Annotated in this window: 10 protein-coding genes and 2 pseudogenes; 4 read left to right on the forward strand and 8 right to left on the reverse strand. The window is 57.0% G+C overall.

What is annotated here, in order from left to right:
* Nucleotides 1-142 precede the first annotated feature (142 nt).
* Complete coding sequence (locus KFO72_RS00905; RefSeq protein ID WP_225031159.1) at nt 143-1,345, reverse strand: replication initiation protein; 1,203 nt, start codon at nt 1,343-1,345, stop codon at nt 143-145.
* Between the two features lie 969 nt (nt 1,346-2,314).
* On the opposite strand from KFO72_RS00905, the gene KFO72_RS00910 reads away from it, so the two are divergent.
* Entirely contained in the window at nt 2,315-3,541 is a 1,227-nt protein-coding gene (locus KFO72_RS00910) for a ParA family protein (protein WP_082670619.1), read from the forward strand.
* Nucleotides 3,538-4,557, forward strand: a complete 1,020-nt coding sequence (locus KFO72_RS00915) for a ParB/RepB/Spo0J family partition protein (RefSeq protein ID WP_225031160.1) — start codon at nt 3,538-3,540, stop codon at nt 4,555-4,557. The genes KFO72_RS00910 and KFO72_RS00915 overlap by 4 nt, the downstream gene beginning before the upstream one ends.
* A 2,049-nt stretch (nt 4,558-6,606) precedes the next feature.
* Here KFO72_RS00915 and KFO72_RS00920 read toward each other — a convergent pair.
* The 7 genes and pseudogenes from KFO72_RS00920 to KFO72_RS00950 all read right to left on the reverse strand — a co-directional run.
* Nucleotides 6,607-6,867, reverse strand: coding sequence for a hypothetical protein (locus KFO72_RS00920; protein WP_225031161.1), 261 nt, complete (start codon nt 6,865-6,867; stop codon nt 6,607-6,609).
* Nucleotides 6,868-7,495: 628 nt separating this feature from the next.
* Complete coding sequence (locus KFO72_RS00925; RefSeq protein ID WP_225031162.1) at nt 7,496-8,122, reverse strand: hypothetical protein; 627 nt, start codon at nt 8,120-8,122, stop codon at nt 7,496-7,498.
* Between the two features lie 241 nt (nt 8,123-8,363).
* Nucleotides 8,364-8,999 (reverse strand): hypothetical protein, encoded by a 636-nt coding sequence (locus tag KFO72_RS00930; protein WP_225031163.1) that lies wholly within the window; start codon nt 8,997-8,999, stop codon nt 8,364-8,366.
* A 4-nt stretch (nt 9,000-9,003) separates the two neighbouring features.
* A complete protein-coding gene (locus KFO72_RS00935) occupies nt 9,004-9,981 on the reverse strand; it encodes an ATP-binding protein (RefSeq protein ID WP_225031164.1) in 978 nt (325 codons plus the stop codon).
* 28 nt (nt 9,982-10,009) lie between these two features.
* Nucleotides 10,010-12,010, reverse strand: a complete 2,001-nt coding sequence (locus KFO72_RS00940) for a helix-turn-helix domain-containing protein (RefSeq protein ID WP_225031165.1) — start codon at nt 12,008-12,010, stop codon at nt 10,010-10,012.
* Complete coding sequence (locus KFO72_RS00945; protein WP_225031166.1) at nt 12,007-12,642, reverse strand: hypothetical protein; 636 nt, start codon at nt 12,640-12,642, stop codon at nt 12,007-12,009. The genes KFO72_RS00940 and KFO72_RS00945 overlap by 4 nt, the downstream gene beginning before the upstream one ends.
* Nucleotides 12,643-13,053: 411 nt before the next feature.
* Nucleotides 13,054-13,608 (reverse strand): annotated as a pseudogene (locus KFO72_RS00950) (IS5 family transposase); the annotation flags it as partial.
* 38 nt (nt 13,609-13,646) lie between these two features.
* On the opposite strand from KFO72_RS00950, the pseudogene KFO72_RS00955 reads away from it, so the two are divergent.
* Together KFO72_RS00955 and KFO72_RS00960 are read left to right on the forward strand one after the other, a co-directional pair.
* Nucleotides 13,647-13,845, forward strand: a pseudogene (locus KFO72_RS00955) (branched chain amino acid aminotransferase); the annotation flags it as partial.
* 112 nt (nt 13,846-13,957) lie between these two features.
* Nucleotides 13,958-15,271 (forward strand): IS701 family transposase, encoded by a 1,314-nt coding sequence (locus KFO72_RS00960; RefSeq protein ID WP_225031167.1) that lies wholly within the window; start codon nt 13,958-13,960, stop codon nt 15,269-15,271.
* Nucleotides 15,272-15,341: the final 70 nt, after the last annotated feature.

Below are 15,341 nucleotides of genomic sequence, written 5' to 3' on the forward strand. Positions count from 1 at the left end.
TTGCAAGCCGGCGGGACCATCCGCGGACCACTCTCTCAGATCAGGTACGCGTCGTATCAAAGCCGGACGAAGACTATCTTCGCGTCTACGTCCCGAATTTTCGAGTTTGCGGCGTGAACTTCCACAACGGCTTCTTGGGACGTCACTCTTCCAAAGCAGCGATCTTTGAGCGCAGCCATGAGGTGTAAGCGGTACGCTCCAACGCGTTTTTGAATGTCCCAGTATCCGGCTGGTAAGTGTTGCCCTTACCGCCTTCGGCCATATATTCCGCTGCAAATTTTTGTTTTTCCTCCAGGGACAGGGATTTGATCTTCGCGGTCGTCTGCTTGGCGCGCTCTTCGGCCGAAGCTTCGGCAGATTGAGGCGTTGCAGCAACTACCGTTGGCACGCTGGCATTGGCTCCTCCTGCGTCTATTCGAGTGCCCTTCTCGAATACGGTCCGTGCATAGCCTCCAGCGCTCCCACGAATCTGCTTGTTCTTTGCTTTCCCTTCTACGTAAATCGCTGTCTGTAACGCGCGATCCGGCTCCTGTTGGATCCAGCTCACCGCGAGTCTGTCTCCGACACCGAGGAGCGTCAGGCGCCTGAACGCTTCGGATTCCCGAATAGCTTTTTGTTCTTCGTCTTCCCCATTGTCGTACATTGACTTCTGAGGATTATCTTCGACGAGAAAGCGAATCTGAACCACACGCCTTGCCTCTCGCTTGTACTCCGGTGTGACAATGATGTTCGAGACTTGATTGATCTCTTTCACTGCTTTTTTGATCACCTCAGCTGAGAAGTGTTTGAACTCATCGTACATGCTCGCATCTGCGCCAAGCAGACGACGCCAAGTCTCCACTGATATCCAACCTGTTGATCCCGTTCGTTTGAATCGGAGACAGTTCTCGTAAAGTGCCAGCGCGTACCCGCCGCTAAATTGACGCTGAACGTTGATGTTGATCAGGGTATAAATATCGGGATTCGCAAGTTTCCCCGCGAGCCAGTCGCTGTACTCATATGAGCAGAGACCATTTTTGATGCCGGCGTACGCAATGAGCGGCGATGCCTCCCAGTCGGTTTTGCCACCGTCGTGTAGAAGATCAAACGAGATTGGTGTCGACATGACCTTCAACAATGCGCGCTTCAACGCTTCGTGGTTCTTGCTGTCGAAGCCCAGCATCGTGCAAAGGATGCCCACTGGCAAGCTGTGACGCTTCTTCGTGAGGAGATCGTCAAACGCGTTAAGCAGAAGGACGTTCACAATCTTGCGTTCGAGCAAGGACAGCTCACCGCTTACGTGAACTGTGGCGACGTGTTTCTTCAGTTCGCTAGGTGTCGGTCCAAGCGGCTTGATGTTGGGCATGCTCTCTCCGATAGCTTTCGGGATTCTAGAAGCTAAAAGTCATGCTGGCAACTTAACCGATACTGACTTTACTCAAGCCATTGACTGCCTTTCCCCATAAACCCTGACTTGTCCGGTGCCTTTTGAGGGAAACGAAAGGTCGTGTTTTATGGGGAACGCGTCGACGAGGCCGAAAGGTCATGGTTTATGGGGAGCTTTCTGGGGTACGCCGTCTCGAAAGGTCATGGTTTGTGGGTCGCTTAGAAGACGTGCCTTCGTTACTCCTGAGAAGTCAGGTTTATGGGGGTGGCGAGGTGATGGGGCCTATTTGGAGGGCGAATTGACCAACATTGCTCGCGTGCGTTTGGATGATCGCGCAATGCTCGAGGGTCATGGTTTATGGGGAGGCACTACCCTCTTCCCCCACGGACCCCACCTTTGCCCCATAAACCATGACCGCAGGCGTTCGAGCGCGAAAATTAGCGAGATAAATCAATTATCTACGGGCGTACGGGTGATGCCCCCATAGACCCTGACCTAATCCCATAAACCCTAACCTGTCGTCCCATGGAGGATGACCGAAGATTGGCGGTTTACCCCACAAAGCCTGACCTATCGCCCCATAAAGCCTGACCTAATAGCCAGCAAGCCCTTACCAGATGAGGCTCGCGCGTACGTAAACGTTTTTAAAGTCTTTGTTTCTTAAAGAAACAACAAACAGTGTTGTTGTCCTTGAAAGCAGAAGACCTAGTTGAAACCGACGTGAGGGCGGTTGTTCGAGGTTCTCAACTGACGTAAGGTGATTTCTATGAATATGAGGGAGGGGCCCGGCCAATAAGGCTCTCCGAAAGTGACACAAGCACAAATATCTTGCACTTCAAACGGTTAACCAATAAGCTTCCGCAAAATTCAACATCCACTGCGGTTTTCAGCTCTAAGTGTTGAATCACACATGTGACAGGCGACGTTACATCGCTAAGGGAGCCATTGATGAACACAGCAGTTCGGCGGGCTGAAAAGCCGCAGATGTCCATAAAACTGAAGCACGCGCCTAAGCCAATGCCGCTCAGCGCTATCAAGGCTATCGCAGAGAATGCCAGCGGCATGCTCGTCGACGTTCGAGAAAGCATGCTGGCGCCCCACCCTCGCAAGAATCCTCCCACTTTTACGACAGCTCAGGTGGGTGATCTGTGTCGAATCGACAGACAACGGATGCATTATTTGTCACGAACCGAATCCGATCTACCTCAAGGTACGCTCCGACACAGTCGCAGCAGAGAATTTACCCTTTCCGAGGCGCGAGTTTGGATCGATCGCATCGGTCCGTATTCGAAGCGTCCAGCGGGGATAAAGGGTAAGAAAATTGCGATCGGTAACTTCAAAGGCGGGGTTAGCAAGACCACAACCGCTATGACGTTGGCGCAGGGCCTGTCGTTATTCGGCCGCAAAGTTCTTTTAGTTGACCTTGACCCACAGGCGTCACTGTCGGCGCTACATGGAATTCTTGCCGACAGCGAGGTATCTGATGAGGACACGGTACTGCCGTTGATATACGGTGATGAAGAGGATCTTCAGTATGCGGTGCAGTCGACGTATTGGGACGGGGTAGACCTTGTGCCGGCGAGTGCCGCACTGTTTGGTGCAGAGTTTTTCCTTCCATTCAAACAGTCTAAGGATCAGTCATTCCAATTCTGGAATGTTCTGAACAAGGGGCTTGAGCCGCTATTAAGCGACTACGACGTCGTCATCATCGATACGCCTCCTGCCCTTTCCTATTTGACGATTAATGCCTTCATGGCGGCCGACGGACTGATTGTCCCTACACCACCAAGTGCCTTGGATTATGCATCGTCGACGCAATTTTGGAACTTGTTTTCGGACCTTTCCGAAAGCATGCAACAAGTTGCTCCTGAACTCGTCAAGAGCTTCGATTTCATTCACGTGCTCTTAGCGAAAGTGGACCAGAGTCAAGCGGCCACGCCAATCGTTCGAGACTGGATTAACAAGACCTATGAGGGTCTCGTACTTCCAATCGAAATTCCTACGACGGCGGTTACCCAAACAGCCGCAGCGGAATTTGGCACGGTGTACGACATATCTCGGTACCAAGGAAGCCTTAAAACTTATCAGCGCGCACGCGAGGCATACGATCGATTTGCGGAGATCGTTGACCAGCAACTTGTTGCGCTATGGCACGCAAATCAGGAGGCAGAATGAGTATCAAAGACCGTCTTGCCGCAAAGGCTGCAACGATTGGAACGTCGCCGCGCCCTCAAAAGAGTAATGACGACACTCCGGGCCGACCGAAGACGGCTCCTGGCCAATTGATGGCGTCCCTTCCATTGCTGGCGGAAAAGGAAAAGGAGCTTCAGGCTGCCATCAAGCGTATCGAAGAATTGGAGGCCGCCGGGACAAAAGATTCGGAAGAAGTTGAGATTTCGACACTAATCGAAGTCCCAGGTCGTCGACGCGTTTTGTCGCAGCAAGAGTATGCGGAACTGCGTGCGAATCTCGAAGCAAATCCCCTCGTTCACCCGATCGTTTATCGGCCGCTGGGGGACGGGCGCAACGAGATAATTTCCGGGAGTAACCGGGTCGCGATCTACCGTGATGATCTGGGACGGACGAAAATTCGCGGTGTTCCCTTTGTGGGCACTGACGCCGAGGTCGAGCTTGGAGCAGCGTTCTCGAATCTGCTCGCACCGTCGCTTCCTGATTTCGAGAAATATCGGCAATTTCAACGAATCCAGCAAAATTTGGGGCTCACTCAGGCTGACATCATTCGCGCTTCCGGTCTCGCACAAAGTCACGTTGCCCGGATACTTTCTTTCGACAATCTTCCTGCGGCCGCGAAGGAGTTGATTGCATCGAAGCCGCACAGGCTAGGGGGGACTGCCGCTGCGAAGTTCGCGGCTTTGGCACAGCAGGGACACGAACTTAAAGTTACAGAGGCGATTAAGACGCTTGTCGATTCCGAAGAGATGACGCAAGAGCGAGCTTTGAGTTTGGCGACACCTGCGCGCCCGAAGGGGCCTCAGTCGGTTGCCACAACGATCACTATCGGAAAGAGGAAGTTCTGTGATGTGTCGATCCGCAGTGGTGTCATCGGGCTGCGTTTCGCTGGGAAAGATGGGGATGCCAAGGCTGCGGAGTGGGGTGAACGGATAGCGCAATTCATTCGGAAGGAGCTGGACGCGGAAGAAAAATCAGCATCCAATTTGGATTTCGAATAATTTCAATCACTTAGCTCGAATGCGGAAAGCTTCGACGATTCATCCAATTTGGAAATCTATAAAAATCATATAGTTACAAAAATGGTCGCCAGAGTAGAGGCGATAATGTGCGCACCGGCAAGCGTCTCTGAAGGAAAAGCGGCCCCGTCAACAAACTGACGGGGCCGTTTTCATTCCTGGCCCGCTTCCTCCTGACAAGTCACTCGTAATTTCACTGCGGGAATGCCTTTCCGCAACCATTGCGGTCACCCGCGACAGAAAGATGTGCGAGTTAGTCGCTGCCGGCTTGCTCGACGGTTGTTATACGGTCATGTCCCCTTTAAAAGGCGATTGTGCGCGGCGAGGAGGGGGCCGGACTTGATCACGGGCATGCCCGCCGGCCTCGATCGATCTTGCTGCAAAGGTCCTGATCGAAAAGACGGATTGAGGTTCGAGAAACGTCTCAGGCGTCGTGCTCTTGCGCGTTTCAAGGGTTCACATCGTCCATACGACTGCGCAGTCGCGAATGCGGTTACGGGCTGCAAGGCGCGATCACTACGCTGTTGCTGTCAGGTACGTCTGGCCACACGCCAACGGCGGTTCGACTTCACAAGCGGCTGCGCGAACTGGGCCGCAATAAGGTCCACGTCGTTGTCAGGCCGTTGCACAGCGATGGGTGCTGACGCGGGCCCGATTACGACAGCGGCGTCGGGTGTCTCGTCAAGGGGCGGCCCCTACTCCATAGTGAGTGCAGTGAATATTCGCTCCGAATGACACGCAACCGCATCGGCAGCCAAAATAGTGAGGGGGTCTTTCGTTGAGCGACCGTTGCCGTATAGACTCAGGAAACCAAGCAACACCGAATGAGTTCCTAGAGAGGGCACTTTGAGATACTGCAGAAGGCTTACTCGCACGAGTAAAGTGACTGCCGAAGCATGAGCCGAGAGGGCTGAGAACCTCATGGCGAAGTGCGCATTGAAAGGAGCAAGTTGAACTCGGACGGTCGAGGCGCTGCCATTCTCTTTCAACTGTCCGATAATCGCGGGCAGGGGGAACCGAGCTAGGAGCTTATATTCTGAAGTTGAGTCGACGAGTCCGATGCAACGCCTCGCGCCATAAAGTCTTTAGCCGGGGTCTAACTCAACCCCAGTACGAAGGCCCCGAGAGGAGAGGCGAGTGATTTGCTGAATGTTGGCGCGAAAAGTCATGGTTTGTGGGACGACGTGTAAGCGCGCAGTTGCATTCGGTCAATGGCCCGCCAAGCAAGGCTCGAAAAGCAGTACCGCGACTTTGAGTAGCCGGAAAAGTCATGGTCTGTGGGGATGAGTCGCTCGTCGCGCGAACTGACACTTTAGTGACAGAAAACTGATAGTTCGCACCGGATCGGCGGCCCGGGCCCCCCTCCAACTGTCACTTAAGTGTCAGTTGTCTGATACTCTCGCGCGCGGGGCAGGAGGGTGCATGGTGGAAGCTGAGCAGTGCCGTCAGGCCGTGCGCGCCCATGCAAGCCCCGTGAGGTCCGCGCGGCGCAGCGGCTCATCGTCGACGTACTGCTCGAAAGTGCGGAGGTCGCCATGGCCCATTTGTCGAGCGCAGCGCGTGTCCTGTCCTTTACCCAGCGCCGCGCGCCAGCGCATTTGCGTACGAATGTCCCAGCCAATGCGTTGAAGAAACGTTCAGTCGCCTCGTTATGCCGCTGCTGCATGCGGGCGAACGCGATTACATCTTCGCACAAGCGCACTAGCTTCCGTACGGTCGTACGATCGCGCAGGCCTTTCCACTGACCCCATCGGAAACCCTGCCGCCGCCGCGCTCCATGCGGAAGACCGCACGGCCGGCAGCGAAAGCGCGAACTCGTCGCGCGGTACCCACCGCGCCTCTCACAAATCCGGGAACTCACATTTCAGTTGCGCGGGCAGGGGCTCGATGCGCACATTAGCCATCGGGCAGCGTACCGCCCGTGGTACGCAAGCCCGGTCAGTACGAACACGTCGACCGCAAACGTATCTCGCGCCGCAGACGTACGAACTTCACAGGTCGCGTCGGGACGGGCCGCAATGGCCGCACGGATCAAAGTCGTATGCTCGGGCGATAGAAAGCGGGACTGCTTTTCGGAACCGCGTCGACCGGCTGGATCAAGCCAACAGCCGGAATGAGTTGCAGGAAGCCGACGTCGCCTAGCCAGTCGAAGAGAGCGGTGACGATCTGCTGGGTTTGGCCCGATGAGCGGTCCGCGGACCCAAGCCAGCGACCGACGACTTCTTCATCGAGGTCGTTTTCGACGTCCAACGTGTCCTCGCACAGCGGGAGCTTCACGATTTGGTGATTCATCGCTGAGTCATATCAGAATCGATTCAACAATGTGGAGCCGTTATATCAAAGGCCCTACACCCAGTCTGTTCTCAACATTACCGGGTGGTAATGTCAAACCGTCCGTGGCTCGCTCCCGCAGTCCGTGAAACATCCGGTGTCGAAAGCTAGCGGTTTCAAATCGTTGATTTAGCGAATCTAATTCGAGTTGTTTGTCGGATGTTTCACGGAAATTAAGGGGGTGGCTTATGGACGCCTCATCAGTGCACCTCGCATGGCTGGATCACGCTATCATTCGCGAAAATGTAGTGATTGATACGTTATTTGTAAGGGCCTTCCACCGTGGGGAGGGGAAGCGAGGTTGTTGCGCCCCGGTTGCTGTCGTCCGCTGGGCAACCACTTCGCCGAGTTTGTCGAAGACCGCGTGCGGACCGGGCGCTACAACACGCGTAGACCGGAATAAATTTGACACAAACTCGGCATTAATTCTGTCAGCTCGCCTAAATCCGCGGCCGAAGGCAAGAGAAATCTAGCTTTATCAATAGGTTAACTGAAGCGAAATGAATTCGTCACCGGCCGGTGTCGCGGTGGTCGTCATCAAGAACGACGATGGCGGACTTGTGAGCGAAAGCTTCGCTCATGCTGCCGCTTACCCGTAGTAGAACCAGCGACGGATTTCAGCCCGCTCCCGCCTGCTCATCAAAGGAATTGTGGAGACCAGCGGAAGGCGGCCGTAGCTGAAGTGCGAGTGGCAAGCGACGCATCGGAATGGCGCGTCGATCGTGCGGATGTTGACGATGAACGGCGTCTTGCCTCCGCAATCGCGGCAGAGCGTTTCGAGATCTTCCCGATGTACAGGGCAGCGTCGTTCATCGGTTAGCTGGTAGAGCACACTGTGGTAGCCGTGCGCTGCGCACTGCCGACAGAAGCGGAATGCCGGATGATAGTGATCGGATGCAGACGCGTCGAGCAGCGACATATCCAGGACACTCTTTGGCAGGCGCAGCAGCTGACGCAAACGTCTAGGTTTGAAAAGCTTGCGCACGGGCGCAGCTCCCACGGACGGATTGATATCCGGCAGTATCTTCTGGACGAGAAGATCGGCTGGAAGCGCATTGGCGCAGCGGAACTTCCAGAGTATCGACAGGAGTGACTCTCCCGGTATCAGCCAGTCGCGGTTGAAGACGCTCCCGAGCGAAAGATCGCGCCCGCCAAATGCAAGTATTGGGAAACGGGGCGCCCTGAGCGCCGCCGTCTCACACTGTGGCAAGGACACGACCGGTCGCATGTCGTGATTGAACGTAGCCGCAGTGACGAACAGCGTGAGTCCACAAGGCTGTGTCAGGCGTAGACAGTATTAAAAGTGACTCCGTTGCGCTAATAATTCTGTCACTTCGCGTTCGATTGATGCAGCGGCGCGAAAAACTTCAGCAGATTCAGGCGGTTACGGAAAACGAAATAAAAGTGTCTCCAACTGCTTTCGAGATGCCGGCGCCGACAACTCGCGACCACGCACCTCAGGAGCCATCGTTCATGTCGTTGCCCGAGCGCAGCAGCCAGTGGCGACTGAGCGCCATGCGGTCCTGCCCGCGCATCGCGGGAATGGTCGAGCGGAGCGAAAGTCGACCATAACTGAAATGGGAACGGCACCATAAGCATCGAAACGGAGCCTCGATTACGCTGGCGCTGACGATGAACGGCGTCTCGTCACCGCAATGCAGACAGCGTGTGTCGAGTGGTTGATGATGTACGGGGCAGCGCTCTTCCTCCTCAAGTTGATATAGCACGCTGTGGTAGCCATGCGCAGCGCACAGTCTGCAATGTCGGAAAGTCGGGTGAGTCGGAACGGCAAGGGCTGCATCAAGCAAGGACGTCCGCAACACGCCTTCGGACAAACGGAGTACGCGGCACAGACGCGCGAGTTCGATGTTGTCGCGCACAGGTGCTACGCCCTCAGATGGATCAACACACGGGCTGATCAGATGCACGAGCGCGTCTCCGGGCAGTACGTTGGCGCACGCGAACTTCCACAGGATAGAGACAAGCGATTCGCCGGGCATCAGCCACTTCGGGTTGAACGCGCTTCCTCGCGAAAGCGAGAGCTCCCACTCATCAAACGCCAGAATCGGGAAGCGCGGCCGTATGAGTGCCACGGAATCACACCGTTGCCAGCACGCGGCCCGTCGCATGGCGGGACTGAACATAGCCGCAGTGCTGAACCGCGTGAGTCCACAAGGCAGCATCAGGGCAGTGGCCCGGAGCGTCATTGAGTTCACTTTCCTTGAGCACAATCTCGACAGCCCGGGTAAACGAATCCATCGGTATTTCGAGGTTACCCGGCAGGCTCGCCTTATGATGTGCAGCCTCGAACGCTTGCCAAAGCGTGCCCGAGTCGGCGACCAGGCGATAGCCGGCGTCAAACGCCTGTGGGATGTAGAACCGCGTGAAGCCCCAATGAGAACCCTCCGGATACGCGGTCTGATCGTAGCCATTCAGGCACGTGGCGACATCCTCGGCGTTCCTGATGCCGTAGAACGCGAGGTCCTCGACCATCAGACGCGCAACAATCTGCGTTTTGCCTGCGACCTGCAAGGCTGTCTTCTGCGCGAGCAGTTCCTGCTGGCCGACGAGGAACGTGAAGAGCTTGATCTGCTGGCGATCGAGCGCGTCATGCACATCCCGCAGCCATTCATACTCATTCTCGTTGTAACGTTGGCTCTCATCGCAGAACAGGAGTACGGTGCCGCTCCCGGAGCGGGCCGCGGCCTCGCGGATACGCAGCGAGAGGCGACTGCGCTTTGCCGAGCTCGTACCCGCGTGCGGAGCATGATCACCGACGGCCTCCAGCAGATTGGTGAAGAAGGGGCCTTCCGCGTGTTTCGGCTTGTGCTCGCACTGTGCATGGTAGCTGGACATCTTCGGGTGCTGACGCGCAAGCAGGAGCCGCACGTATTCGATCGCGCGGGTTTTGCCAATGCGCGGCGGTCCATAGATAAGCGCGCCAGGGATCCGATAGCGCAGGCAGCGGGTGACAAGTTCGTAGAACGCTTCGATCGCGGGCGTCGCCAGGCGGTAATTGCCCGTGACGAGCGGATGCAGTGAAGGATCAATCGGACGCGGCACTTCGAGCGACATGATGCACCTCCTGGCGTGAGCGACGAAATCAGAAGACCTGGCCGGTACCGATGGAGAGCTTGCGTGGGCGCACCGATAACCGTGGCAAGAGATCGATGTCCGTCACCGGCTGTGTGCCCGGGGTTGGCGCTGCGATCATTGTCGCAGTCTCTGTCTCGACCGGATGTTTCGGTCCGACAGGCGTGCGCACTGTCGGAGCTGACGTCAGTATCCGCGTCACATGGGCGAGCTCCGTCGCTGCTTTCCGCGTCTTCCTCGCCTGCGTGAGCTTTTGCTGGACGTATGCCTCGATTGGATTGGCATCGTTCGCAGCAATATGGCGTCGGCGCTTGCCAGATTGCTTGAGAATCTCCTGGCGCAGTTTCAGATTGTGCGGCACTACGCCCCACGCCCCTTGCGCCTCGAGGACACCCAGTTCCTCGCCACTCGTCACGAAGGCGCGCACTGAGCGCAAGTCGTCAGCGTTCATGTAGACCAGCAGATACTCGCCGATCAGATGCGTGCCTGCCGCGAGCAACCGGCTCGTGTACCGCACACCATGCAGGTTGATATGCGGACGCACGCCTTGAGAGAGATAGGCGCGCACCCGGCATCGCCGTGCCGATTGCATCAGGCAAAGTGTCTGGCGACGCGCCTGGGCCAGCCATCTCACAAGCGTCTGTTTGCCGCGCACGAAATATTCCATCGCTTCGAGTGGCGTTGCGTTGTTAAGGCCGGCGTGCGGGGTGCCGTTGTAGCGGGAAATGCTGTACTCAACGAGTTCCGAGAGTTCGTCGAGTGAGACGTAGAGCCTCAGGTCGCCCTTCGGATCTGCGAGTGCCCGACGCAGATCGCGAGGATGGGCACCCGTATAGCCAGGCAAACGCGATGAGAGGCGGCTCGCGATCGTCCCAAAAAACCTCTCAATATAGGGCCGCTCATCGGGGCTGTACTTCGGTCCGGCGTCAGCGACACAACCAACAAACTCGCACAACGAATTCAGTGTTTCCCTTGCGAGATTGGCCTTTGCGTTGTCGAGCTTGATCCACTCCCACGTGACGTACGCGAGTTCGGGCAAGTGATCCGACGGAAAGCCGTCCTGTGGTCCATACCCAAGCCCTGCGATGGTGAACATTCGCGCACGATGGGGCTCGAGTGCATTCTCGATTGTCTTGACGACGTCATAGCGGCTGTATTCGCGAAACGCTATGTGATAGCCGAGCACAGCACGCGTGCACACATCGATGATTACTAGGAGCCATACCCGTTCCATCTCGAATTCGTGCGCGAAACCGAGCGGATCTCGCACGACAACCTTGAGCCTGATATCGAGCCGATGACCATCAAATTCGACGACCTGGTACGGCCGGACCGCCGCAGGTGCGTCCGCGCCGTCAAGCCGGGGCAGGCCCTTAAGGTGCGAGGCGCCGGCTGAGCGTGCCGCTGTGCCAAACGTGCGCAGCAGCTCCGCCTTCAACCGTCGGGACAGCGAGCGAACCGCATGGTCGCCGGTGTTGAAGGGGTAGTCCGCCGCCGTCAATCCCAATGATCGACATCGGCGCAGGAATTCATCGTGCATCGATTGCAAACCGCGCAGGCGCGTGCGCAGTTGGCCATCCGTATGCCGCTGCTCGAGCAGCACCCTGCGCTGTTTGACCTGAAGCAGAAGCCATCCTGTCAACTCAGGGTATCGCTCGAACAGCTGCGTCAATGCACCAGCGGTGCCCCGGCTGCCGTGCTCGCCTCTCACTTGTACATCGCGCACCCGCTCATAGTCCGCGATGCGCAAATAGCGAATGAGCGCCCGGAAGCCGAAGGGACGTCCATCAGGGTGTGGTGTCTGGGCTCGCTCGAGCCATCGGTACAGTTGCCGGCGATTGATGCCCGTTGATCGCTCGATTGCCTTGACCGACTCTCCCGCCGTGTAGCGCAACACGGCCTGTTGACGTGTCTCGAATGTGGCCCGCGCCACATCGTCCAGTTCGGTAAAGGCGACAGTAGGCCAGGCGCTCACGTCGATTGACTGCAACTCCAGTTTGCGGCGGCTCATGATGTCCCCTCCGAAGCCGCGAATGACGTGAGCAGCGATAGCGGTTCCGCGTGAAGCTCGGGCGCGCTGACGCGTCCGCGATGGAGCAGGTCAAACAGGGCAGTTCGGACCAGGACCAGATCGACTGCGGAGAATTCGCGTTCAACAGCGAGCAATCGTTGCGGTTCTCCCAGGAACCCGACGATCGCGCGGGGCAAGGTTGACGGAACAAGCCCTTCGTTGGCGACAAGGTAGGGGAGCATGTGCTTCCAGTTGTCGGTCCAGGTACGCGCGGCGGCAAACTCGGCGGGCGCGACTATCCGGATCGGCAACGCGGCGTCGTCGATGTCACGACGTGATCTGATTACGCTACACTCCGACGCCGAATCGTCTAGGATAACTAATTCTTCAATATCAACGTAGCGGACCCAAAAATCGGCAAGCTGCCGGGACCCGTCGATCAGGACATAGCCCGGACGCTCGCGAAACGTGATCACTCTCGGGCTTGCCTCGAGCAACAGCCATTGCTCCAACAGCGGGCGTCGGTAAAACGTCACCCGGCGCCCGAGCTTTGGACTGAACGCTTCGAACCGATGCGCGCCGCGTGGACGGGCGAGCGCGACCGGCTCTGCGATGCGCAGCGAATCTTCCATAAGATCAATAGGTTGCGGACGGGATTCGAAGTGTAGGAGGCCAGTTGACAAAATTAATACGGACTTACGTGAGTTGACACTTTCATTGCGATTCGAAGTGAAATAAAAGTGACAACACGATCGCGCTTTGGCCCGTGGTTGCTAGGGAAGGGTAGTGACAGAATCATTACGGCCTACGCCTGCGGATGCAGCTGCGCGGCAGAGCAAGGGCAACCGCGCCCCCTTAAATAAGAGGGAATCTTGTCACTGGTTTCAAGCTTGGGCAAATCGTGGAAAGTATTGAAGTTCTGAGCGAGCCGTTTTCGCTGGAATGCTTCACCTAACAGTGACAGTCTAGGTGGGAATTACGTACCAGCTCGACAAATTTGGTCCAAAGCAGACCGTGAAACCGATACGCGGCAAGTACGAGGCGCTATATCCCTGATCGGCAAACGCGACCTTAACCGTCTGGCCTGTGGCCTGCTGAACCTGACGCGCAAGCTCGCCGACCTGTGCACGTTCCTGTTCATTGGCTGGCGTCACATGCACAGCAAGCAACTGCCCCAGTGTATCGACAGCCATATGGACTTTGCTGCCCCGTTTGCGTTTATAACCGTCGTAACCGGCTCGAGGTCCGCTCTCACATGTCGACTGCAGCGTGCGGCCATCAAGAATCACCGCGCTGGGCTGTCCCCGGCGACCCTGCGCGACTCGTATGATCGAACGCAGGTCGCTGACCATGGCCTCGAAACAACCCGCCTGAATCCAGCGTTCCGTTTGCTGGTAGACCATTTCCCACGGCGGAAGGTCATTGGGCAACAGACGCCATGGCGCACCTGCGCGCACGATCCAGCGCAGCGCGTTGAACATCTCGCGCAGTTCGTATCGACGCTGCGGTGCGTCTTTGTTCATCAAGGTCAAGTACGGCGCGGCGAAGTGCCATTCTTCATCCGACACATCCGTCGGGTAGGGGCGGCGTTTGCTCATCGCGCCAGGTTACCAGGTTTGGCCGTAAGTGCCTAACACGCTCTAAGGAGGCCTTTGCGTGTGGAACGGCAGCGGTTGTGACGTCCATCGGAGAGGTCAGTCATGCTGAGGGGGACTTCAGGATAGGCAATGGTGGCGATGGAGCTATAACGAAACGCATTCGCGCTGCGCTCACCGGTATTCAGCGTGGCTGGCGAAATTGCTGATCCATTCGGCTCGATCTACAACGTCGCATAACCAACATTCTCGAACTCTCTCTCCATTGGTCTATTCTGACTGTGTCACAAAATCCATTTGCAGCGAGGCGATACCTGGTTGTATTGAATAATACTGACTTCGGGCGATCGCGATGAGAAAAGATGTCGACGAATTTGACGCGTATCTGACTCATCTGGCGCAGGCGTTAGGGCACGCCGATCGCCATGCCGGCCTCAAGGGTTACTGTTCGGGCTTGGTAATGCCGTTGTCACGCAAGAGCGTCGAGCCGATGGCCGCGCACATCGACCCACTGCACGCGAGTGCGAAACACCAGTCACTCCACCATTTTGTGGCCAAGGCAGAATGGTCTGACCGGGCGGTCCTGCAGCGGGTACGCGAATGGGTGATGCCCGCGTTAAGCCTGCACACTGAAGAGGCTGGCTATTACTGGATTATCGACGACACGGGCTTTCCGAAGAAGGGCAAGCATTCGGTCGGCGTAGCGCGGCAATACTGTGGGCAACTGGGCAAACAGGATAACTGCCAGATCGCCGTGAGCCTGTCGATCGCGACGCAACGCGGCAGCCTGCCAATTGCCTGGCAGCTGTATGTCCCCAAGGAATGGATTGACGACCGGGAACGTGCCCGTGGCGCGGGCATTCCCGAAGATCTGGCTTTCGAGACCAAGCCACAGATTGCGCTGGCCCAGCTTCGCGAGGCTATAGCATCCGGTGTTGCGCCGGGCATCGTGCTGGCCGACGCTGGGTATGGCGACGAAACCGCTTTCCGCGATGGTGTAACTGAACTGGGTTTGTTGTACGCGGTAGGGATCCGGCCTGGTACCTCAGTGTGGGCGCCCGGCACGGCGCCACTTCCGCCCAAGCCCTGGAGCGGGCGCGGTCAGCCACCGAAATTGTTGCGCCGTGCGCCCGGCCACGAACCGATCGCGGTGAAGGAACTGGCCATGCAATTACCCGTGAACGCCTGGCAAACCGTAACCTGGCGGGAAGGCAGCAACGCCGCACTTTGCTCACGCTTTGCCGCCGTACGTGTTCGTCCCGCACATCGCGACTATTGGCGAAGTACCGTTCGCGACGAAGAATGGCTACTCATTGAATGGCCTGATGGCGATACGGAGCCGCTCAAATACTTTCTCACTACCGCTCCCGGCGAGGCGACACTTGAGCAGCTTGTGTTCGTGACCAAGATGCGCTGGCGCATCGAGCGCGACTATCAGGAGCTGAAACAGGAGTTCGGGCTCGGTCATTATGAAGGGCGAGGCTGGCGTGGCTTTCACCACCACGCCACACTGAGTATCGCTGCGTATGGGTTTCTGATGGTCCAACGACTCCGAATGCAATCAGATGGACGCGATAAAAAAAACTTCCCTGAACGCGCGCTGCCTGCCCTTCCCACGGATTACATCCCCCGGGGCAGTCCAGCGCGCTCAACGCCACGTTCCTGATTCCATTACTACGTTGCGCATCCTGCTTGGACTAAAACTCATGCAACGATGGCTCTCTTCCTGTGCGGCA

The organism is Paraburkholderia sp. XV (assembly GCF_020177535.1).
In the GTDB taxonomy this organism is placed as follows: domain Bacteria; phylum Pseudomonadota; class Gammaproteobacteria; order Burkholderiales; family Burkholderiaceae; genus Paraburkholderia; species Paraburkholderia caribensis.